This window comes from Rubrivirga sp., from assembly GCF_965213695.1.
In the GTDB taxonomy this organism is placed as follows: Bacteria; Bacteroidota; Rhodothermia; order Rhodothermales; family Rubricoccaceae; genus Rubrivirga.
This window is the reverse complement of record NZ_OZ243912.1, coordinates 1,120,276-1,141,240: the sequence shown is the minus strand read 5'-3', so window position 1 is coordinate 1,141,240 and position 20,965 is coordinate 1,120,276. Positions and strand designations below refer to the sequence as shown.

The following is a 20,965-nucleotide window of genomic DNA, read 5'->3' as shown; positions in this document are numbered from 1 at the left end:
GTATCTATGGCGTGCCCTCCCCCCTCCGCCGTGCCCGCCGACGTGTCCTCACCCCTCCCCGCCGACGCTCCCCGCCTCAAGAAAGAGCTGACGCTGTTCGACGTCTACGCGATCAGCACGGGGGCCATGTTCAGCTCCGGCTTTTTCCTGCTGCCCGGGCTGGCGACGGCCCAGGCCGGCCCGGCGACGGTGCTGGCGTACTTCCTGGCCGGCGTGTTCATCCTGCCGGCCCTGTTCTCGGCCGCCGAGCTCTCGACGGCCATGCCGAAGGCGGGCGGGGCGTACTACTTCCTCGACCGGAGCCTGGGGCCGCTCGCCGGGACCGTCGGCGGGATCGGGACGTGGCTGGCGCTGGTGCTCAAGAGCGCGTTCGCGCTCGTCGGGATGGGGGCATACCTCGTGTTCTTCGTCGACATCCCCGTCAAGCCGCTGGCCGTCGCGCTGACGGTCGCGTTCGGCGTGCTCAACGTGGTCGGGGCGAAGGAGACGAGCGGGCTCCAGCGAGTGCTGGTCACGGTGTTGGTGGGCGTGCTGGTGTTCTTCGTGGCCCAGGGGCTGGTCGAGGTCGCGAGCCTGGGCGCGGCGAACGTCGAGCGCCAGTTCACGCCGTTCCTCCCGTTCGGGGCCGAGGGGCTCTTGGCGACGGTCGGGCTCGTGTTCGTGTCGTACGCGGGGCTGACGAAGGTGGCGTCGGTCGCGGAGGAGGTCCAGGACCCGGACCGGAACCTGCCGCTCGGGATGTTCCTGTCGCTGGCCACGGCGACGCTTATCTACTGCGTCGGCGTGTTCATCATGATCGCCGTGCTCGACCCGTCGGAGTTGCGGAGCGACCTGACCCCGGTCGCGACGGCGGCCGAGAAGTTCTTCACCTGGCTCCCGGAGCCGTGGGGGCTGGGCCTGATTGTGGCCGCGGCCATCGCCGCGTTCGCCTCGACGGGCAACGCCGGCATCCTGTCCGCGAGCCGGTACCCCCTCGCTATGGCCCGCGACGGGCTGGTGACCGAGCGGCTGGGGTCGGTCGGCCGGTTCGGGACGCCGGTCCCGGCCGTCGTGGTCACGACGGTGCTGATGGTGGTGGTCATCGTGGCGCTCGACGTCGAGGCCATCGCCAAGCTGGCGAGCGCGTTCCAGCTGCTGCTGTTCGGGCTGCTCAACGTGGCCGTGATCGTGATGCGCGAGAGTCGGATCCCGAGCTACGTGCCGGGCTACCGGAGTCCGTGGTACCCGTGGGTCCAGATCGTCGGGGTCGTAACGCCGGTCGTGCTGATCGCGGAGCTCGGCGGGTTCGCCATCGGCCTGTCGGTCCTGATGATCGCCGGCGGCGTGGCGTGGTACGTGTGGTACGTCAAGGACAGCCCGCGCGTCCAGCGGGCCGGCGCCGTGTACCACCTGTTCGAGCGGCTGGGCCGGTCGCGCTACGAGGGGCTCGACTCGGAGCTCCGGACGATCCTGAAGGAGAAGGGGCTCCGGGACGAGACGCCGTTCGAGCACCTGGTCACGCGCGCGGCCGTCCTCGACGTCGGCGGCGGGACCGACTTCGAGACGGTCGCCCGGGACGCGGCGCGGCGGCTGGCGCAGCGGGCCGGCCTGCCCCAGGCCCGGATCGAGCGGGCGTTCCTCGACGGCTCCCGGACGGGCGCGACGCCGGTCTCGCACGGCGTGGCCCTCCCCCACCTCCGGCTCCCCGAGGTCGACCGACCCGAGCTCGTCATCGTCCGGTCCCAGGCCGGGCTCGCCGTCCGCGTCGACACGACGGGCGACGCGCAGGCCGACGCCGACCGGACGGTCCACGCCGTCTTTTTCCTGCTGAGCCCCCAGGAGCCGCCGGGCCGCCACCTCCGGACGCTGGCGAGCCTGGCCAGCCGGATCGACGAGCCCCCGTTCCTTGACGACTGGCGTGCGGCCGAGACCGAGCAGGACCTGAAGGAGGTGCTGCTCCACAACGACCGGTTCCTCGCGCTCACCGTCCGCGACGACGGCGGCCCGACGGCGCCGCTCGTCGGCCGGGCGCTCCGCGACGTCCGCCTGCCGAGCGGGGTCCTGATCGCGCTCGTCCACCGTGACGGGGCCATCACGGTGCCCGGCGGGGCGACGGTCCTGCGCGCCGGCGACCGGCTGACCATCCTGGGCGACCCCGACGGGATCGCCCAGCTCGAGGCGACCTACGGCCCGGCGGCGTCGCCCTCGGCGTAGCGCTGAACACGCTTCTCGATTGACTCCTCGGCGTCCCGCTGGCGGAGCTGGTCGAGCCGGACCGCCAGCCGCGCCTCGTAGCCCTGGTCCGAGGGCTCGTAGAAGTACGTCCCCTGCATCCCGCCCGGGAGGTACTGCTCCGGGACGTAGTGGTCGCGGTAGGCGTGGGGGTACTTGTAGCCCGCGCCGTGGCCGAGCCCCTTCTTGTCGCGCGAGCCGTCCTTGAGCGCGTTCGGCGGGTCCTCCGTCCGCTCGTTGGCCACGTGCTCCAGGGCCGAGAAGAACGCGAAGCCCGAGTTCGACTTGGGCGCCGTCGCGAGGTAGACGCAGAGCTGGCCCAGCATGAACCGGCCCTCCGGCATCCCCACGAACTCGAAGGCGTCCAGGCAGGCGACGGCCTGGCGGACCGCGTTCGGGTCGGCCAGCCCGACGTCCTCACACGCGAAGATGAGCATCCGCCGGAGCACGAAGCGGGGGTCCTCGCCGGCGTAGATCATCCGGGCCATCCAGTAGAGCGCCGCGTCGGGGTCCGAGCCGCGCATCGACTTGATAAAGGCCGAGACGGTGTCGTAGTGGGCGTCGCCGTCCTTGTCGTAGAGGACGGCCCGCTGCTGGATCGACTCCTCGGCGACGGCCAGCGTCACGTGGACTCGGCCGTCGGCATCGGGCTCGGTCGTCTCGACGGCTAGCTCGAGCGCGTTGAGCAGGCTCCGCGCGTCGCCGTTGGCGGTGCTCACCAGGTGGTCGAGCGCGTCGTCGTCGATCTGCACGTCGAGGCGGCGGTAGCCGCGCTCGTCGTCGGCGAGCGCTTGCGCGACGACAGATCGGAGGTCGGCCTCCGCCAGCGTCCGCAGCTCGAAGATCCGGCTGCGCGACACCAGCGCCTTGTTGACTTCGAAAAACGGGTTCTCGGTCGTCGCCCCGACGAACGTGACCGTCCCGTTCTCGACGTGGGGCAGCAGCGCGTCCTGCTGGGCCTTGTTGAACCGGTGGACCTCGTCGACGAACAGGATGGTGCCCTGGCCGTGGAGGCGGAGCCGCTCTTGGGCCGCCCCGATCTGGTCGCGGATGTCCTTGACGCCGGCGAGCACGGCGTTGAGGCTGGCGAAGTGCTTTCGCGTCGTGTTCGCGATGATCCGCGCCAGCGTGGTCTTGCCGGTCCCCGGGGGCCCGAACAGGATGAGCGACGTCACGCGGTCGGCGACGATGGCGCGGCGGAGCAGCGAGCCCTCGGCCAGCACGTGGCCCTGGCCGACGTACTCGTCCAATGTGCGCGGGCGCATCCGGTCGGCGAGCGGGGCGCTGGCGCGCTGGCGGGCCGTGGCGGCGGCGGCGAAAAGGTCGTCGGACATGGCCGGAAGCTAGCGGCGCCCGGGACCGCGGCGGCCGGTCAGCGGGCGGCCCCGACGGCGTCGGCCAGCGCGGCGTCGTCCATCGTCTCCCAGTCCGGCGCCAGCTCCAGCCGGACCGACTGGGCGCCCCCGCTGGGCGTGGCGACGACCGGGACGGTGCCGTCGGCGGCGGCGTCCTCGCGCTCGGCGTCGGTGCCGACGGACGCCTCGGCGAGCGTCCACTCGGTGTCGTCCGGCGTGTGGAGGGTGCGGGTCGTCATGGAGGGCAGGAGGGGGCGTCGGCCGGGGGAGGCGTCGGGCCGGCCAACGTACGGCCCGGTGGGCGGCCCGCCGTCGCCGGGTTCTTCCGCCCGCTCTTCGGCCCCACCCGGCGACTCGGCAACGGAACGGAGCGGCGTCGCCTGGCCCGGCCCGTCCGGTACCTTCCGGCCCCTCCCCCACCCGCTCCATGCCGACGGCCCGACGCCTCGCCGCCTTCCTCTTCGTGCTCACGACCGCCGCCACCGCCCAGCCCGACGACGACTGGGTCCGCCAGCACTACACCAAGACCGAGCACCGGGTCCCGATGCGCGACGGGGCCCGCCTGTTCACCGTCGTCTACACGCCGAAGGGCGCGACGGGCGAGCACCCGATCCTGCTCCAGCGGACGCCCTACGGCGTCGGCCCCTACGGGCCGGACGAGGTCAAGTCCAGCCTCGGTCCGTCGGAGCGGCTGATGCGCGACGGCTACGTGTTCGCGTACCAGGACGTCCGCGGCAAGATGATGTCCGAAGGAGAGTTCGTGGCCGTCCGCCCGCACATCCCCAACAAAGCGGCGGGCGACGTCGACGAGAGCACCGACACCTACGACACGGTCGCGTGGCTGGTGGAGAACACGCCGAACAACGGGCGCGTCGGCGTCTGGGGGATCTCGGCGCCCGGGTTCTACGCGACGCACGCGCTCATCGACGCGCACCCGGCGGTCCGGGCCGTCTCGCCGCAGGCGCCCGTCACCGACTGGTGGATCGGCGACGACCGCCGCCACAACGGGGCGTTCCAGCTCCAGGCCACGTTCAGCTTCGTCTCGTCGTACGGCGCCCCCCGGCCGGAGCCGACGACCGAGCGGGCGCCGAGCTACAGCGACTACGGCACGCCCGACGGCTACGACTGGTACCTCGGGCTCGGGCCCCTCGCGACCGTCAACGAGCGGTTCTTCGACGGCGAGAACGACCTGTGGCAGGAGATCCTAACGCATGACACCTACGACGCCTACTGGCAGGCGCGGACGCCGCTCCCCCACGTGCGCGACGTGGGCCCGGCCGTGCTCGTCACCGGCGGATGGTTCGACGCCCAGGACCTCTACGGCCCGCTCAAGACGTACCACGCCGTCCAAGACCACAACGACACGCCATCGTTCCTGGTCATGGGCCCGTGGTGGCACGGCGGCTGGGCCCGCGGCGACGGCGACCGCTACGGCGACCTCTGGTTCGGCCAGCAGACGGCGGTCTTTTACCGCGAGAACCTGGAGGCCCGCTTTTTCGACGCCTTCCTCAAGGGCGACGGCGACCCCGACCTCCACGAGGCGTCCGTCTTCGTGACCGGCGCCGACCAGTGGCGCTTTTTCGATGCGTGGCCGCCCCGCGCCTCTCGCGAGCAGAGCCTCTTTCTCCAGCCCGACGGCGGCCTGGGCTTCGACGCGCCGAGCACGCCGGGCCTGTTCGCCGAGTACGTCTCGGACCCGTTCAAGCCCGTCCCCCACACGCCCCAGGTCGTCGTGCGACGCGACGACCGCTACGTGGTCCAGGACCAGCGGTTCGCCAGCACCCGGCCCGACGTGTTGGTGTTCACGTCGCCCGTGCTCGATCAGGACGTGACCCTCGCAGGCGACTTGGGCGCGACCCTCTTCGTGACCACGACCGGCACCGACGCCGACTTCGTGGTCAAGCTCATCGACGTCTACCCCGGCGACGCCGAGTGCGAGCTGCCCGACGGCGACTGCTCGGTCCCGATGGGCGGGTTCCAGCAGCTCGTCCGCGGCGAGGTGATGCGGGGCAAGTTCCGGGAGAGTTTCTCGGACCCGGTCCCGTTCGTGCCCGGCGAGGTGGCCGAGGTCTCATTCGACATGCAGGACGTGGCCCACACGTTCCGCCGCGGCCACCGGATGATGGTCCAGGTCCAGAGCTCGTGGTTCCCGATGGTCGACCGGAACCCCCAGCGGTTCATGCCCATCCATCAGGCGACCGAGGCCGACTTCCAGCGGGCCACGCACCGCGTGATGCTGTCGCCGGAGCACCCGTCGCACCTCTCGGTCCGCGTGCTCGACTGATACCAGATCCGGTTGGAAGGTCGCGGTAGGGGCGACTCGGCGAGTCGCCCCTACGGAGTCGCCCCTACGGACGGGCAGCGGTGGCCTCCGCGCGCGGCGCGCCCAAGAACGCCAGCAGCTCGGCGTTGACCGCGTCGGCCGCCTCGTGCTGGACCCAGTGCGAGACGCCGGGGAACCGCCGGAGCCGGCCGTCGGCGCAGAGCGCGAGCGACCGCTCGGCCAGGCGGGCGTCGAGGGCGGCGTCGGCGTCGCCCCACAGGACCAGCGTCGGCGGGCGGACGGGCGGGTCGAGGGCCGGGTCGCCCAGGCCGTAGCGGGCGGCGGCGCGGTACCACCCGAGCATCCCGCGCGCGGCGCCGGGCCGGGCCCACGCCCGGCGGTAGCGCGCCAGGTCGGCGTCGGAGAACGTCCCCGGGGCGCTGGTCGCGCGGAGGCCGGCCGCACCGAAGCGGCGGAGCGCGACCTCCGGCAACGCGGGGAGTTGGAAGAACCCGACGTACCAGCTTTTCAGCCATTGCACGGACGGCCGGCGCAAGAACCGCCGGAAGGCCACCGGGTGCGGCACGTTGAGGACCGCCAGCCGCTCGACCCGCTCGGGCTCGCGGACGGCCAGCCACCACGCGACGGCGGCGCCCCAGTCGTGCCCGACGACGCGGGCCCGGTCCGCGCCGGCCGCGTCGAGCAAGGCGAGGGCGTCGTCCACCAGCCGGTCCAAGGCGTAGGCGGCGATGTCGGGCGGGGCGTCGGAGCGGTTGTAGCCGCGCTGGTCGGGCGCCCAGACGCGGAAGCCGGCCGCCGCCAGCGCCGGGATCTGCGCCCGCCAGCCGAGCCAGAGCTCGGGGAACCCATGGAGCAGGAGCACGAGCGGCCCGTCCTCCGGCCCGGCCTCGACGACGTGGAGCCGGACGCCAGCGCCGGCGACAAACCGGGAGCGGAGGGGGACGCCGAGGTCGGGGAGATCGGTCATAGGCGGTCCCGTCGGCGGCTCGCGAGCCCGTCTACTCTCCGTCGGAGCCGTCCTCCGACCCGAACGCGACGTCGGCGGCGAGGGGCGTCTCGGCGTGGAGGACGCGGCGGAAGTAGGCGAGCGCGGCGTCGTGGGCGTCGTCGGTCTCGGCCGCGCAGGCGTCGCGCGGGACGACGAGGTCGAGGTCGCGCATCCGGGCGTCCATGGCCGTCGCGAGCACGCAGATGTCGGTGGCCACGCCCGCCAGCACGACGCGGCCGACGCCGAGCTCGCCGAGCAAGTGGGCCAGCGGGGTCTGGTAGAACCCCGAGTGCATCGGCTTGAGCACGTGGTAGTCGCCCTCGGCCGGGAGCACCCGGGCGACGACCGCGCGGCCCGGCGCGTCGTCGGCCGTGCACCGCTCGACGAGCGCGTCGAACGACTCGGTCCACCGGGTAAAGTTGTCGTTGACGTAGACGACGGGGGCGCCGGCCGCGCGGGCCCGGCGGGCGAGGTCGGCGACGGCCTCGAAGGCCGGGCCCGCCCGTTCGAGCAGGGCCTCGGCCCCGTCGAAGTCGAACGGGTTGACGAGGTCGACGAGGAGGAGCGCGGCGGAGTCGGGCATGGCGCGGTCGTTCGCCCCGGGCGGCCCCGCGGTTCCGCGCCGCCGCGCCGCTCAGGGACTCCCCGGCCCGGCGACCTCGGCCCGAGCCGCCGGTGCGCTAGGTTGGCGGTCCGCTTCCGCCCCGCCCATGCCCCGCTTGCTCCGCCCCAGCCTCGCGGCCTGCCTCGCGCTCCTCCCCGCCCTCGCGGCGGCCCAGGCGCTCACGCTCACGCCTCGGCCCGACGCCGAGGAAGGCCTGCCCCCGTCGGTCCGCGTGTTCGACGTCACGCGCGCCAGCACGCCGCTGTTCGCGTCGCTCGTCCGGGCCGACCTGGGGGCCGACGACTGGGCGCTGGAGGCCGTCCTCTCGGACGAGGGGAGCGAGACGGTCGCCTCGTTCGCGGCCGACGCCGACGTCCTCGTGGCCGTCAACGGGGGCTACTTCGGCGGGACCCAGTCGTTCAGCCTGGTCCTCGACGACGGCCAGACGCTCGTCCCGACCATCGCGGCGCTGACTCGGAGCGGGACGACGTTCTACCCGACGCGCGGCGCGTTCGGCCTGAGCGCGACGGGGGCGCCAGACGTGGCCTGGGTCTACACGCTCGACGGCACCACCTACGCGTATCCCGCCCCCAGCCCGAACGCGCCCGGGGCCCCGCAGCCCCGGCCCACGGCGGCGGACCCGCCGGGCGGGGCGCCGTGGGACGTCGCGACGGCCATCGGAGGCGGGCCGGTCCTGGTCCAGGACGGCCAGGCGCGGCTGACGTGGACGGAAGAGGTGTTCTTCGGTGGGTCGGGCGTCGACACGACTTCGGCGCGCGCGCGGACGGCGGTCGGCTACACGGCCACGGGCGAGCTGCTGATCGTGGCCGTCGCCGAGGCGAACGGGCTCACGCTCCCCGCCCTGGCCGACCTCCTCGTCGACCTGGGCGCGGTCGAGGCGCTCAACCTGGACGGCGGGGGGTCGACGGCGCTCCAGGCCGGCGGCGTCGGGCTGGTGGCCTCGTCGCGGCCCGTCGTCTCCGCGCTCCGGATCGTCCGCCCGCCGCTCCCCAACGAGACCGTCTTCGACAACGCCGGCGCGACCTACCGCGAGGTCGGGGACTGGGCCGACAGCGCCAACCGCCCCTTCGTCGGGGGCACCCCGTCGCGGCTCAGCGCGACGGGGACGGGAGCCGACCGGGCCACCTTCACCTTCGACGGCATCGACGCGGGCGTCTACGACGTCGAGGCGTGGTGGACGGCGGCCCCGAACCGGGCCTCCGACACGCCGTTCACGGTCTACCACGGCGGCGAGGGCCGGACGATCCGCGTGGACCAGACCACGGCGGCGGGCAACGGGCGGTGGAACCCGCTCGGCCGGTTCGACCTCGGCCCCGGCGACAGCCTGGCCGTGACCGACGACGCGACCGGGACCACGAGCCCGGCCTACGTCGTGGTCGACGCCGTCCGGCTCGTCCAGGTCGGCGCGGCGGCGACCGACGGCGGCACGAGCGCCGGGCCCACCCTCCGGCTCGGGCCGAACCCCACGCGCGGCCGGATGACGGTCCACCTCGGAGTTCGCACGCCGGGCCCTGTCCGCATCGAGGTGGTCGACGTGCTCGGGCGGACGGTGCTCCTGGACACGTGGTCGGCCGCCGCCGGCGAGACCACGCGCTCGCTCGACGTCGGCGGGCTCGGGGCCGGCCGCTACCTCGTCCGTGCGACGACGGCAGGCGGGACGGAGGTCGCCAGCGTGACCGCCGTCCGGTAGCTCCCCGTCGGCCGCCGTTCGGTCACGCGACGAGGTCCTGCGCCTCGGGGTGCGTCTCGACGTAGTGGGCCACGTACGGGCATTGGGCGACGACGCCGAGCTTGTTCTCCCGGGCGTACGCCAGCCCGGCCTCGACGAGGGCCTCGCCCACGTCCTGCCCCCGCGACGGCTCCGGCACGAACGTGTGGACGAAGACGAGCGCGCCGTCGCGGCGCTGGTACCGGAGCTCGGCCGTGCCGCCCTCGACGTCGGCGGCGAAGCGGTTTTGGTCGGTGTCGTGGCGGACGTCGGGCATGGGATCGGGGGATGGGCCGATGATCAGTGGGGAGCAGCCAGTGGCAGAGCGGACGGCACGTGGCACGGCGACCTCGGCACTCAACGACACCGCCTGCCCGTTCCCCGTTCCTCGTCTCCCGTTCCGCGAGCGCAGCGAGCCCTAAATGTCCCCCGCGTCCGGCCGCAAGAGGACCTCTTCCACGACGGTCCGTCCCGACAGCGTGGCCACCTCGACGGCGACCCGGGCGACGTCGTCGGGCGGGATGAACCGGTCGTCGGGGAGGTCGGTGCCGTCCCACGAGCCGGTCCGCGTGGCGCCGGGCAGCAGCGTCGTCACCGAGACGCCGGTCCCCTTCGTCTCCTCGCGCACGGCCCGCGCCAGCCCCAGCAGCGCGTGCTTGGCCGCCCCGTATGCCGAGCCGCCAGGGTAGCCACGCACGGACGCGACCGAGCCCATCATCAGGACCCGGCCCGAGCCGCGCGCCAGCATCCCCCCCAGGAACGCCCGCGTGACCAGGAACGCGCTGACGACGTTGACGTCGAGCTGGCGGCGGAACGCCTCAGGCGACGTCTCGAGCAGCCCGCCCGGCTCGAAGTGCCCCGCGTTGTTGACGACCACGTCGGGCGTGCCGGCCCAGTCGCGGACGGCGGTGGCCATCGTCTCGACGGCGTCGGCGTCGGTGACGTCGCAGCGGAACGCGCGGGCCTCCCCGCCGGCCTCGGCGCACCGCTCGGCGACGGCCGCGAGGGCGTCGGCGTCGCGGGCCACGAGCGCGAGGCGGGCCCCGCGAGCGGCGAACGCCTGGGCGACGGCGGCGCCGATGCCGCGCGAGGCGCCGGTGACGAGGACGAGCATGAGGCGTGAGGCGTGAGGCGTGAGGCGTGAGGCGTGAGGCGTACCCGGCTCGTCCGGCCTGGGTTCGACGGCTCGTCGCCTCCCACGTCCGACGGTCCGCGCCCTACGGGACGGGGATCGGCAGCGTCAGCGTCCGCTCGCCGATGGAGGCGACCAGGACGACGCGCTCGAGCGCGCCGACGGCCTCGGGGTAGTAGAACACGACGGTCCCGCGCCGGGCCGTGCCGGGCTCGGCCGACGGCCCCGACGGGCTCGCGCTCTCGCCGACGGCCGCCTCGTACCGCCGGCCCCGGTCGTCGACGACGTAGGCCTGGCGGGCGAAGCTCTCCCACGGCGCCCAGTTGCCGGTGTAGTCGACCGAGCGGACAGTCACGCTGAGCTGGACGCGCGTCTGCCTCGTGCCGGGGTACGAGATGGCCACGTTCGTCACGCCGACCTCGAACGTGCTCCCGCCGCTCTCGCCGGTCCGCCGGACCTCGGTCGCGAACACGCGCGTGCCCGACGGCGCCGGGCTGTCGCCGGTGGACGGCGGCGGCTCGGGCGGCTCGAGCGGCTCGGCGCGGACGGTGACGGCGTACTCGCCCCCGAGTGGCCCGTCCGGCTTGGGATCGTCCCGTGCGGGGCGGTCGTCGTCATCGTCCACCTCGCCCGACGTGACCTCGACGAAGTACTCGCCCGGGTCGAGCTCCCTCTCGATCTCGGCGGCCGCGGCGCCGTCGGGGTTGAGGGCCTCGGCGACGTCGGAGCGGGCCTGGCGCTGGACGCGCCAGATCCGGACGGCCGGCGGGAACTCGTCGGACTCGACGCGGACGGTCGTCCGGCGGTCGGACGGGATCCGGACCCGGTAGGTGTCGAGGTAGCGGCCGTCGCGGAGCCAGCTCCCGTCGCCCAACGTCTGCGTTTCGCCGGCGTCGCCGAGGGCGAGGTCGCGGACGGGGACGCTCCGGGCGTCGAGCGCGAACGGGCCCGTCTCGCCCGGCCCCTCCGAGCTCACGAGCAGCCGGTACGGGGCCTCCCAGCCCGGGAGGTACCGCGCCACGACGCCGTAGAGGCTGTCGCCCTGGGCCGTCCGCTCGAGCGACCACGAGGCGTCGCGGACCTGGCCGTTCGGGCCGATCAGCTGGATCCGGGGCCGGAACGCCGACGACACGACGCGGACGACGACGGGCAGGTCGGTGTCGGTCGCGATCCCGTAGATCCGCTCGAACCGGCCGGCCCGGCGGGGCCCGCCGCCGAGCGTGTCGAGCCGGGCCTCGCCGTCGACGTAGACCGAGTCGGCCGGGCGAGCGGGCAGGACGGCCACCTCGTAGGCCCCGGTCGCGCCCACGTCCCGGGACGTGACCACGACCTCGAACCGGCCGGGCCCCCGGAGCCCGTCGACCTCGGCGCGGGTGTCGGTCTGGAGCAGGTCCGAGGCCGCGACCGTCCGGCCGTCGGGCCCGCGGACGGCCACGTCGGGCGCGAAGGCGTCGGACGTGACCAAGACCGAGAACGCGACGCTGTCGGCCTGGTGGACGTAGTAGTCGGCGTAGCGGTCGTCGGAGCGCTCGGCGTCGCCGGGCCCGAGCGCGTCGGTGACCGGCGCGGTGCCGAGCGGCACCGGCGACTGGCGGCGGAACGTGGCCCACTGGGCCCGGTCGCGCGCGGCCTGGGCCAGCAGCTCCTCCTCGGTCGGCCCCTCGGTCGCCTCGATCACCGGCGGCACGACGGCGAGGGCCAGCAGCACGAGCGCCGCGCCGACGGCGGCCCACCGGGCGGCGAACGGGACCCGGTGCCACAGCTCGGCGAGGTGGGCCCGGAGCGACGGCTCCCCGTCCGGGCCGGCCGGCCCATCGCCGACGGGCGCGGGGCGGGCGTCGGGGTCGAGCGGCGTCGGGCCCGGCTCGGGGTCGGCGGGTGTCTCGGGGGGGGGCACGGGGGGACGTCAGCCCGGGACGGTGGGAGCGGCAAGATAGCCGACGCACCCGCCCGCCGGCGGGGCCGACGCCGTGCCCTGCGGGGTCGGCGTATGCTCGCTTGGCCCCCCGCGTTCCGGCAGGTCGCGGAGCTTGTCCTGAGCGGAGCCGCCGGCTCCCGGCCTCTCGCCCGCAGCAGGGCCGCTACGTTCTCGTCGACTCCACAAATAAGATGAGTCATCCCCGCGCAGGCGACAGGGCTGTTACGTCCTACCTCAAGCCCTCCAGATTTGTCATCCTGACCGCGAAGCGACGGCGCAGCCAACGCAGTGAAGGATCTCAACTCGGACGATGGAGACTTGCCGTGCCGACTCCGGTGGCCTCCGACGCCGGCGCTGAGATCCCTCGCGAGCTCGGGATGACAAGTAGGTGGATGAGAAGGTACCGGCCCTGTCGCGCAGGCGGGGGCCCAGGCGGCGCTCAGCCGACGAGCCGGACCGGATGGGTTGGCTGGCGCCTTCGCTTCGCGGTCCCGCCGGCGCGGGGATGACTGTTGTTTCTTCCAGTTCGGTTTGAGACGCCGGCTAGACACTTGGAAGGGGACAGCCTGTCCGCCCGCTGAGCGGGGCTGCCTGCTCGCCTCGCGGGGAGGGGCGGACCGGCAAGGAGTCCGAGGCGGGAACCCCCCGACGCCCGGGGCACCCCGTCGCGTCTCGGGCGGTACGCCCCTCCCCTCTCCCCTTCCCCATGCCCTTCCCCGACGACTTCCTGTGGGGCGCCGCCACGTCCGCGTTCCAGATCGAGGGCTCGCCCCTGGCCGACGGCGCCGGCCCCAGCATCTGGCAACGGTTCGCCGACACGCCCGGCCGGATGGTCGGCAACGAGACCGGCGACGTGGCCTGCGACCACTACAACCGGATGCCGAGCGACGTCGCGCTCATGGCCGACCTCGGTCTCCAGGCCTACCGGTTCAGCGTGGCCTGGGGCCGCGTGCTCCCCGACGGCACGGGCACCGTCAACGGGCCGGGCCTCGACTTCTACGACCGCCTGGTCGACCGGCTCGGCCAAGCCGGCATCGAGCCCATGCTGACGCTCTACCACTGGGACCTCCCGGCGGCCCTCGACGACCGCGGCGGCTGGCTCAACCGCGACATCGCCGACTGGCTCGCCGACTACGCCCGCGTGGTCCACCAGCGCCTGGGCGACCGCGTCACGCGCTGGATCACGCTCAACGAGCCCTGGGTGACGATGGACGGCGGCTACGTCCGCGGCGGGCTGGCGCCGGGCCACCGGGTCCACCGCGAGGGGGCGATGGCCGCCCACCACCAGCTGCTCGCCCACGCCCGGGCCACGGCCGCGCTCCGCGCCGAGGGCGCCGGCCAGGTCGGACTCGCGGTCAACCTGGAGCCCAAGGTGGCCGCGACCGACAAGCCCGAAGACGTCGCGGCGACCGCCCGGGCCGACGCCTACATGAACCGGATCTTCCTCGACCCCGTCGTCCACGGCCGGTACCCCGAGGGGCTGCCCGAGGTGTTCGGCGCCTCGTGGCCCGGCTTCGCCGACGCCGACCTCGACGAGATCCAGACCGACACGGACTTTTTCGGCGTCAACTACTACACGCGCGCCGTCATCGTCGACGACCCCGCCGACCCGCCGGAGGAGGCCCGGCGCGTCCGCCAGACGCGGCACCCGTACACCGAGATGGGCTGGGAGGTCTACGCGCCGGCCTTGCGCGACCTCTTAGTCTGGGTGAAGGACGAGTACGGGGACACGCCGCTGTTCATCACCGAGAACGGGTCCGCGTTCTACGACCCGCCCCAGGTCGTCGGCGGCGAGGTCCCGGACCCGATGCGGGTGGCCTACCTCCACGACCACCTCCTCGCGGTGGAGGACGCCATCGAGGCCGGCGTCGACGTCCGCGGCTACTTCGCGTGGTCGCTGCTCGACAACGTCGAGTGGGCCCAGGGGACGTCGAAGCGGTTCGGGATCGTCCACGTCGACTTCGAGACGCTGGAGCGGACGCCCAAGCACAGCGCCGCCTTCTACCGCGAGGTCATCGGCTCGAACGGCGCCGCGCTCGGCGACGCGCCCCGGATCCCCACGACCGACGAGGTCACGGCAACCGCCCGACGGTCGGCGGCGTCGCTCCAGGAGGGAGCCGGCTGAGCGGGTCGGACGCCGGCCACTGCAAGCGCGCCCACACGCCCCGGTGGTCGCTCGCCCAGGTGCCGTCGGCCAGCGGATCGGCCAGGACCAGGCGCGCGGCGACGGGGTCGAGGCCGGGTCCGGCGAACACGTGGTCGATCCGGCGCGGCGTGTGGCCGAGCGCCTCGACCAGCGTCGACACGTCGGCGCCCGGGTGGAGAGTGCCGAAGGCGTCGGCCGTGCGCCCAGCGAGCGGCGCCAGCTCGGGCGCGTCGGCGGGCGCGTTGAAGTCGCCGGCCGCGAGCCACGCGCCCGACCCGCGCGTCTGGTCGATGAACGCCACCAAGTCGGCGACCTGCTCGGCTCGCATCTCGCCGCCCTCGGCTGTGTGGTGGAGGTGCGTCGCGTACACGTCGAGCGGCCGTCCGTCGATGTCGAGGCGGGCCCAGGCCGCCGTGCGGTAGTCGTCGAGCGGGCGGAGCTTGACCGACGCCGTGTCCGTGATCGGATGCCGGGTCAGGATCGCGTTGCCGTAGCGCTTCGGCTGGCCCGGCCCGTCGACCGAGGCGAACACGACGGCGTAGCCGAGTCGGGCACCGAGGGTCTCGGCCTGGTTCGCCAGCCCGCGCTCGGCGTGCTGGAGCACCTCCTGCAAGACGACCACGTCGGGCCGGAGCGCGTCGAGCGTGTCGGCGATGGCCGCCAGCCGGGCCGGCTCGTCGCCCTTGTCGTGCCAGACGTTGAGCGTGACCACGTCGAGCGTCGGCGCCGGGTCGAGGCGGGCGCCGACCGCGCAGCCGGCGAGGAGGAGCGCGAGGGCGAGGAGTCGCATGGGAGGAGCGGAGAGCGTGGGAGTGGGGGGTGTGGGAGTGGAGCGGGCAGGAGACGTCGGGGCGTCGTCACTTCCGCCACCCCCCCATACTCCCACACCCCTCCCTCCGCTACAGCGTCAGGCGGACGTCGTGCTCGGCACCGTCCCTGACGAGCGGCACGCGCCATCCGTCGCCCGCCTCGACCGGCTCGCCGTCGAGCGTCAAGCCGGGCGCGTCGCCGCGCGTGACGTGGACGGCGTAGGTCGTGCCCGAGCCGTCGGGCAGCCGGTAGCGGAGTGAGAACGCGGGCCAGTCGGCGGGGACGCAGGGCGCGAGCGTGATCGCCTCGCCCCGGTCGATCCCGAACCCGAGGACGGACTCGACGGCGACGCGCCACATCCACCCGGCCGAGCCCGTGTACCACGTCCACCCGCCGCGGCCGACGTGGGGCGCGACGCCGTAGACGTCGGCCGCGATCACGTAGGGCTCGGTCTTGTAGACGGCGACCGCCTCGGGCGTGTCGGCGTGGCTCACCGGGCTGAGCGCCGCCAGCAGCCGGGCCGCCCGCTCGCACCGTCCCGCTTGGGCGAGCGCCCGGACGGCCCACAGCGCCGCGTGCGTGTACTGGCCGCCGTTCTCGCGCACGCCCGGGACGTAACCCTGGATGTAGCCCGGGTCGTGCGGCGTCACGTCGAACGGCGGGTCGAGCAGGCGGATGATCCCCGCCTCGTCGTCCACCAATCGCCGTTCCATCGCGTCGAGCGCCTGGGCCGCGCGGCCGGCCGGGGCGACGCCGGACAAGACGGCCCAGGCCTGGACGAGCGCGTCGATCTGGCACTCGTCGCTGTCCGCCGAGCCCATCACGGCGCCGTCGTCGTAGAACGCGCGGCGGTACCAGCCGCCGTCCCATCCGTCGGCGTCGAGGGCCGCCGCCAGGTCGGCGCGGTGCTGGCGGTAGCGCTCGGCGCGGGCCGTGTCGCCCCGGGTCTCGACGTGGGGGAGGAAGGCGTCGAGCGTCGCCGCGAGGAAGAACCCCATCCAGACGCTCTCGCCGCGGCCCTCGCGCCCGACCCGGTTCATCCCGTCGTTCCAGTCGCCGGTCCCCATCAGCGGCAGCCCGTGCGCGCCGACGGCGAGCGACCGGTCGATGGCCCGGGCCGCGTGCTCGTAGACCGACGCCGACGTGCCGGCCTCATCGGGCTGGAGGAACACCTCGTCCTGGCCGTCTTCGAGCGGCGGCGCCGTCAGGAAGCGGACCTCTTGGTCCAGCACGCCGCCGTCGCCGGTCGTGGCCACGTACTCGGACGCCAAGAGCGGGAGCCACAGCAGGTCGTCGGCGAACCGGGTGCGGATGCCCTTGGCGAGCGGCGGGTGCCACCAGTGGAGCACGTCGCCGGCCTCGAACTGGTGGGCCGCGTTGCGGACGATCTGCTCGCGCGTCAGGTCGGGCCGAGCATAAACGAGCGCGGATGTGTCCTGGAGCTGGTCGCGGAACCCATAGGCGCCGCCGCTCTGGTAGAACGCCGTCCGCCCCCACAGCCGGCACGACAAGTTCTGGTAGACCAGCCACCCGTTGACCATCCAGTCGAACGCCGGCTCGGGCGTCTCGATCTGGAGCGCCGTGGTCGTCTCGCGCCAGAAGTCTTTGGTGCGGCCGATGGCGGCATGCACGGCGCCGATCTCGGAGAACCGTGTGGCCAGCGCGTCGGCCTCCTCCCGGCTCGCGGCCTCGCCGAGGACGAACGCGACCTCCTGCGACTCGCCGGGCGCCAACGTCAGCGCGACCCGGTGCACGGCGGCGTCGCGGCCCGCTCCGACGGCGCCATCGAGCGGACCGCCCTCGGCGAGCGCCAGCGGCGCCGCGTCCGTCCCGAACCGGCCCAAGAACGCGGCGCGGTCGGCCGTGAGCGACACGTCGGCACCCTGCGCGACGGCGCGGGCGACGGCGACGCGGTCGGAGAACTCGCCTCGGTGCGGATTGCGAGCCGTCAGCACGTCGCCAGCGCGCTCGGTGACGACGTGCCGGGCGTCCTCGCGCGAGCCGAGCGTGAGCCGGGCGCTCGCGGTTACCGCCAGCCGGCGCGGACGGTCGCCCGGGTTCGTCAGGCGGATGACGGTAAGCCGGGCGGCGGCATCGGGCGCGAGCGACGTCGTCGTGTGCTGCTCGACGCCGTCCACGACCGTCCGCCACGTCGAGTAGCCGAACCCGTGGCGGACCTCGTACGGCGCGGCGGCTGGGGCCGGGCCGGGCGTCGGCGACCACAACGTGCCGGCGTCGAGGTCCTGGACGTAGAGCGCCTCGCCGGGGTCCTCGACGGGGTCGTTGCCCCAGGGCGTCAGCCGATTCTCGCGGCTGTTGGCGGCCCACGTCGAGGCCGCGCCGCGCTCCGAGACGACGAACCCGCCGTGCTCGTTGGCGATCACGTTCGTCCACGGCAGCGGCGGGAGCGCCGGCCGGCCGTCGGAGCCGGGGCGGAGGTGCATCACGTACTCCGTCCCGTCCGGCGAGAACCCGCCGATCCCGTTGAACGCGCGGAGCGTGTCGTCGTCGAGGGCGAGGTCGCCGGTCGGACGCGGCGCGTGCGTTGGCGCGAGCGGCGCGGGGCCGGACGATGGGACCGGCAGCGCGTCGTCGGCCCAGAGGGTGGCCCGGCTCGCGGCGAGCGTGAGGGCGTCCGGGTCGCCGGCGTCGATCACCGGGACGCCCGCCGAGACGCTGGCGGCGTCGGTGACGGCCGCCAGCCGGACGTCGAGCCCGAGGTCGTCCCAGTAGTCCCGCCACCGGGCGAGCTGGCGGACGGCCTCGGCGCCGGCCTCCGTCCGCACCCTCGCCACGACGAGCGGGCCGGAGCCCTCCACGTCGAGCGTGGCACCGTCGGCCGGGGCGGTCCGCATCGTGGCCGGGGCCCACAGGTCAGGGTCCCCGAACAGGAGCGGCCCGATGAGCGCCTGGGCGGCCTGAACCGATTCGTCGTCCAGACTGGCGGCGTCGCGGCGACGCTGCTCGGCGGCGGTGGCCGCCTCCACCGCCGCCTCGACGGCGTCCAGGTCCGCCAGCGCGTCGGCCCGGTCGAGCACGGCGCCGCGCGAGTCCGCGCCGGTCAGGCCGAACGCCCGTGTCGCCGCGCCGTCGGCCGGCACCTCGACGACGGTCCGCAGCGCGACGACGGGGTCGAGCACGGCGCCCGTCGTCCCGCCGAGCGGTCCGGGCGCGTCGAGCGCCGCCGGATCCCGCCGGCTCCGCCCTCGCCCGACGAACGCGAGCCGGTCGGTCTCCCACGACACGCCCTCGGCGGCGCCGTCGAGCCAGTGGCTCAGCCAGACGTGGGGGTCCTCCGGCGACCGCTTCCGGCGCCGGGCCACCAGGATCGGCCGGTCGCCGACGGCCTCCGTCTGGACGAACAGCTTCGAGAACGCCGGGTGCCCCGCGTCGGCATCGCGGTGGTGGAGGACGACCTCGGCGAACGTGGTGACCTCGACGCGCCGGGCCCGCCCGTCGAGCGACCGGAGCGCGAGCCGGCCGACGAGGGCCCCCTCGGGCGCGACAGCCCAGCACAGCCGGGTCTCGACCGCGCCGTCCCGGCGGACGACCTCGACGGTGCCCGCCCCGAACCGCGCTTCGTACGCCTCGTCGCCCGGCCGCCAGCCGGCGGTCCAGACCCGGCCCGAGTCGAGGTCGCGGAGCCAGACCGCGAGCCCGTCGGCGTCCTCGACGCGGTCGGCGCGCCAGCGCGTCAGGTCGGCGCCGTCGATCCAGGCGACGCCCGTGCCGGCGGCCGAGACGGCGGCGGTCAGCCCGCCCCCGGCCAGCAGTTGCATGGGGCTGACGGGCCGGGCGAGGTCGGCGGGGACGAACGGGGTGGCGACGGCGAGTTCCACGGCGGGAGGAGTGTGGGGGGAAGGGGTGTGGGAGGAGCGGGCGCCGGGAGGCGGGCAGGCGTTCCCTCCCCCTCCCACACACCCATACTCCCCACTCAGCCTTTCACGCCGCCGAGCATGATGCCGCGGACGTAGTGGCGCTGGAGGGCGAGGAAGACGACCAAGACCGGCAGCGTGGTCACGACGGCGCCGGCCATCATGAACTCGTTGTCCTGGACCCGCTCGCGCGTGAGCGTCGCGAGCGCGACCGGCAGCGTGTACAGGTCGTCGTCGGTGAGCACGATGAGCGGCCACATGAAGTCGTTCCACGACCCCATGAACGTGAACAGCGCCAGCGTCACGAGCACCGGCTTGAGGAGCGGGAGCGCGACGCGCCGGTAGATCTCGAACTCCGTCGCCCCGTCGATCCGGGCCGCCTCGAGCAGGCTCTCGGGGATCGAGACGGCGAACTGGCGGATCAGGAAGATGCCGAAAATTGAAGCCGCCGCCGGGACGATGACCCCGGCGTACGAGTTGACGAGCCCGAGCGCCCTCATCTCCAAAAACAGCGGCAGCATCGCCACCTGGGCCGGGATCACGAGGGCTGCCAGCAGCGACTGGAACAGCTTCTCGCGCCCCCGGAAGCGGAGCTTGGCGAAGGCGTAGCCGGCGAGGGAGTTGATGAACAGCGAGACCGCCGTGACGGCCGTGGCCACGAACGCGCTATTGAGCAAGTACCGCCCCATGTCGGCCCGCTCGAAGAGCGCCCGGTAGTGCTCGACCGTCGGCGCCGACGGGAGCAGCGGCGGCGGGAACGTGCTCGCCTCGCCGGTCGGCATGAACGAGGCCGAGAGCATCCACAGCAGCGGGAACGCCGTCAGCGCGGCGACCCCGAGGAGCGCGGCGTGCAGGAGCGTCGTGGCGACGGGTTTCACGACGAGTGGACCTGTGGCAGGGTGGACCCGTGGACGAGTGCGTGCGCCGAGCACGGAATGGATCGGCCGTAGCGGCACGGCGTGCCGTGCCCTCGGCGGAAGCGGACGGCTGGCGTCATGGCTCGGACCGTTGCAAGCGGAGCTGAACCAGCGTCCCGACCAGCATCAGCGCGAACAGGACGAAGGCGACGGCCGAGGCGTAGCCCAGATTCCACCACTTGAACCCCTCCTCATACATCAGGTAGACCACGCTGACCGTGCTCCGGAGCGGCCCGCCCTCGGTCATCACGTAGGGCTCGGCGAACAGCTGGAAGTAGCCGATCATCGTGATCACGCCGACGAACAGGAACGTCGGCGCGAGCTCGGGGAGCGTGACGTGGCGGAACTGGGCCCACCACCCGGCCCCGTCGATCTTGGCGGCCTCGTAGAGCTCCTCGGGCACGCCGGCCAGCCCGGCCACGAAGATGATCATGTTGTAGCCGAAGTTTTTCCAGACCGCCAGCCCGATGATGGCCGGCATCGCCCACGCCGGGTCGCCCAGCCAGTCGACGCCCTCCAGGCCGAGCCCGCCGAGCGCCCAGTTGAGCAGCCCGTACTCGGCGTTGTAGAGGTACCGCCACACGACGGCCACGGCCACCAGCGTCGTCACGACGGGCGCGAAGAAGACGGTCCGCCACAGCCCCTTCCAGCGCGCCGCCTTCGCGCTCACCAGGAGCGCCGTCCCCAGCGACACGGCGACGGACAGCGGCCCGCCGACGGCGACGAAGTACAGCGTATTCCGCAGCGCCTGCCAGAACTCGCCGGACTGCGCCAGCTCGACGTAGTTCTTGAGCCCCACGAACCGGGCCGTCCCGGGGTCGGCCAAGGCGTAGAGGTCGAAGTCGGTCAGGCTGAGCGCGAAGGCCGCGGCGACCGGCAGCGCGAAAAACAGCCCGATGACGAGCAGCGCGGGCGCCAGGAACCACGCCGCCGCTCGGCTCGCGGCCGTCTCCGGGAGCCGCGGTCGCCAGCGCCGGCCCAGCGCGCGCATCTCGC

At 74.0% G+C, this 20,965-nt stretch carries 15 protein-coding genes; 4 read left to right on the top strand and 11 right to left on the bottom strand.

Translation table 11 applies throughout. From position 1 onward, the window contains the following. Nucleotides 1-42 precede the first annotated feature (42 nt). Nucleotides 43-2,193, top strand: a complete 2,151-nt coding sequence (locus ACOOHE_RS04995) for an amino acid permease (protein WP_420456698.1) — start codon at nucleotides 43-45, stop codon at nucleotides 2,191-2,193. Here the strand turns inward: ACOOHE_RS04995 and ACOOHE_RS04990 are convergent. Together ACOOHE_RS04990 and ACOOHE_RS04985 are read right to left on the bottom strand one after the other, a co-directional pair. Continuing rightward, nucleotides 2,163-3,545, bottom strand: coding sequence for an AAA family ATPase (locus ACOOHE_RS04990; RefSeq protein ID WP_420456697.1), 1,383 nt, complete (start codon nucleotides 3,543-3,545; stop codon nucleotides 2,163-2,165). The two genes, ACOOHE_RS04995 and ACOOHE_RS04990, sit on opposite strands and share 31 nt — an antisense overlap. A gap of 38 nt (nucleotides 3,546-3,583) precedes the next feature. Then, on the bottom strand, nucleotides 3,584-3,805 hold the full coding sequence (locus ACOOHE_RS04985) for a hypothetical protein (RefSeq protein WP_420456696.1): 222 nt from the start codon (nucleotides 3,803-3,805) through the stop codon (nucleotides 3,584-3,586). Nucleotides 3,806-3,993: 188 nt separating this feature from the next. On the opposite strand from ACOOHE_RS04985, the gene ACOOHE_RS04980 reads away from it, so the two are divergent. After that, on the top strand, nucleotides 3,994-5,850 hold the full coding sequence (locus ACOOHE_RS04980) for a CocE/NonD family hydrolase (protein ID WP_420456695.1): 1,857 nt from the start codon (nucleotides 3,994-3,996) through the stop codon (nucleotides 5,848-5,850). Between the two features lie 64 nt (nucleotides 5,851-5,914). On the opposite strand, the gene ACOOHE_RS04975 is transcribed toward ACOOHE_RS04980, so the two are convergent. Both ACOOHE_RS04975 and ACOOHE_RS04970 read right to left on the bottom strand, forming a co-directional pair. Beyond that, nucleotides 5,915-6,817 (bottom strand): alpha/beta fold hydrolase, encoded by a 903-nt coding sequence (locus tag ACOOHE_RS04975; RefSeq protein ID WP_420456694.1) that lies wholly within the window; start codon nucleotides 6,815-6,817, stop codon nucleotides 5,915-5,917. A 31-nt stretch (nucleotides 6,818-6,848) separates the two neighbouring features. Next, nucleotides 6,849-7,421, bottom strand: a complete 573-nt coding sequence (locus tag ACOOHE_RS04970; protein WP_420456693.1) for a cysteine hydrolase family protein — start codon at nucleotides 7,419-7,421, stop codon at nucleotides 6,849-6,851. Nucleotides 7,422-7,548: 127 nt separating this feature from the next. On the opposite strand from ACOOHE_RS04970, the gene ACOOHE_RS04965 reads away from it, so the two are divergent. Continuing rightward, nucleotides 7,549-9,153 (top strand): phosphodiester glycosidase family protein, encoded by a 1,605-nt coding sequence (locus tag ACOOHE_RS04965; protein ID WP_420456692.1) that lies wholly within the window; start codon nucleotides 7,549-7,551, stop codon nucleotides 9,151-9,153. Nucleotides 9,154-9,175: 22 nt separating this feature from the next. Here the strand turns inward: ACOOHE_RS04965 and ACOOHE_RS04960 are convergent, their stop codons facing one another. The 3 genes from ACOOHE_RS04960 to ACOOHE_RS04950 all read right to left on the bottom strand — a co-directional run bounded on the left by ACOOHE_RS04960 (nucleotide 9,176) and on the right by ACOOHE_RS04950 (nucleotide 12,200). Beyond that, a complete protein-coding gene (locus ACOOHE_RS04960; protein ID WP_420456691.1) occupies nucleotides 9,176-9,448 on the bottom strand; it encodes a GNAT family N-acetyltransferase in 273 nt (90 codons plus the stop codon). Nucleotides 9,449-9,589: 141 nt separating this feature from the next. After that, complete coding sequence (locus tag ACOOHE_RS04955) at nucleotides 9,590-10,285, bottom strand: SDR family NAD(P)-dependent oxidoreductase (protein WP_420456690.1); 696 nt, start codon at nucleotides 10,283-10,285, stop codon at nucleotides 9,590-9,592. A 103-nt stretch (nucleotides 10,286-10,388) separates the two neighbouring features. Continuing rightward, entirely contained in the window at nucleotides 10,389-12,200 is a 1,812-nt protein-coding gene (locus tag ACOOHE_RS04950; RefSeq protein WP_420456689.1) for a hypothetical protein, read from the bottom strand. Nucleotides 12,201-12,927: 727 nt separating this feature from the next. Here ACOOHE_RS04950 and ACOOHE_RS04945 point away from each other — a divergent pair. Beyond that, complete coding sequence (locus tag ACOOHE_RS04945; protein ID WP_420456688.1) at nucleotides 12,928-14,346, top strand: GH1 family beta-glucosidase; 1,419 nt, start codon at nucleotides 12,928-12,930, stop codon at nucleotides 14,344-14,346. Here ACOOHE_RS04945 and ACOOHE_RS04940 read toward each other — a convergent pair. From ACOOHE_RS04940 to ACOOHE_RS04925, 4 genes are all read right to left on the bottom strand, one after another. Then, complete coding sequence (locus ACOOHE_RS04940) at nucleotides 14,294-15,157, bottom strand: endonuclease/exonuclease/phosphatase family protein (protein ID WP_420456687.1); 864 nt, start codon at nucleotides 15,155-15,157, stop codon at nucleotides 14,294-14,296. The genes ACOOHE_RS04945 and ACOOHE_RS04940 overlap by 53 nt on opposite strands. Before the next feature lie 109 nt (nucleotides 15,158-15,266). After that, on the bottom strand, nucleotides 15,267-19,016 hold the full coding sequence (locus ACOOHE_RS04935; RefSeq protein ID WP_420456686.1) for a GH36-type glycosyl hydrolase domain-containing protein: 3,750 nt from the start codon (nucleotides 19,014-19,016) through the stop codon (nucleotides 15,267-15,269). Between the two features lie 95 nt (nucleotides 19,017-19,111). After that, nucleotides 19,112-19,852: a carbohydrate ABC transporter permease gene (locus tag ACOOHE_RS04930; RefSeq protein WP_420457602.1), complete on the bottom strand. Its 741-nt coding sequence runs from the start codon at nucleotides 19,850-19,852 to the stop codon at nucleotides 19,112-19,114. 193 nt (nucleotides 19,853-20,045) lie between these two features. Continuing rightward, entirely contained in the window at nucleotides 20,046-20,960 is a 915-nt protein-coding gene (locus ACOOHE_RS04925) for a carbohydrate ABC transporter permease (protein WP_420457601.1), read from the bottom strand. Nucleotides 20,961-20,965 lie beyond the last annotated feature (5 nt).

Bases quoted from the DNA above. Each gene is read 5' to 3' on its own strand.
- ACOOHE_RS04970 (WP_420456693.1), bottom strand. From the start codon at position 7,421: ATGCCCGACTCCGCCGCGCTCCTCCTCGTCGACCTCGTCAACCCGTTC.
- ACOOHE_RS04975 (WP_420456694.1), bottom strand. From the start codon at position 6,817: ATGACCGATCTCCCCGACCTCGGCGTCCCCCTCCGCTCCCGGTTTGTC.
- ACOOHE_RS04930 (WP_420457602.1), bottom strand. From the start codon at position 19,852: ATGCTCTCGGCCTCGTTCATGCCGACCGGCGAGGCGAGCACGTTCCCG.
- ACOOHE_RS04925 (WP_420457601.1), bottom strand. From the start codon at position 20,960: ATGCGCGCGCTGGGCCGGCGCTGGCGACCGCGGCTCCCGGAGACGGCC.
- ACOOHE_RS04965 (WP_420456692.1), top strand. From the start codon at position 7,549: ATGCCCCGCTTGCTCCGCCCCAGCCTCGCGGCCTGCCTCGCGCTCCTC.
- ACOOHE_RS04945 (WP_420456688.1), top strand. From the start codon at position 12,928: ATGCCCTTCCCCGACGACTTCCTGTGGGGCGCCGCCACGTCCGCGTTC.
- ACOOHE_RS04955 (WP_420456690.1), bottom strand. From the start codon at position 10,285: ATGCTCGTCCTCGTCACCGGCGCCTCGCGCGGCATCGGCGCCGCCGTC.
- ACOOHE_RS04985 (WP_420456696.1), bottom strand. From the start codon at position 3,805: ATGACGACCCGCACCCTCCACACGCCGGACGACACCGAGTGGACGCTC.
- ACOOHE_RS04960 (WP_420456691.1), bottom strand. From the start codon at position 9,448: ATGCCCGACGTCCGCCACGACACCGACCAAAACCGCTTCGCCGCCGAC.
- ACOOHE_RS04940 (WP_420456687.1), bottom strand. From the start codon at position 15,157: ATGCGACTCCTCGCCCTCGCGCTCCTCCTCGCCGGCTGCGCGGTCGGC.
- ACOOHE_RS04980 (WP_420456695.1), top strand. From the start codon at position 3,994: ATGCCGACGGCCCGACGCCTCGCCGCCTTCCTCTTCGTGCTCACGACC.
- ACOOHE_RS04990 (WP_420456697.1), bottom strand. From the start codon at position 3,545: ATGTCCGACGACCTTTTCGCCGCCGCCGCCACGGCCCGCCAGCGCGCC.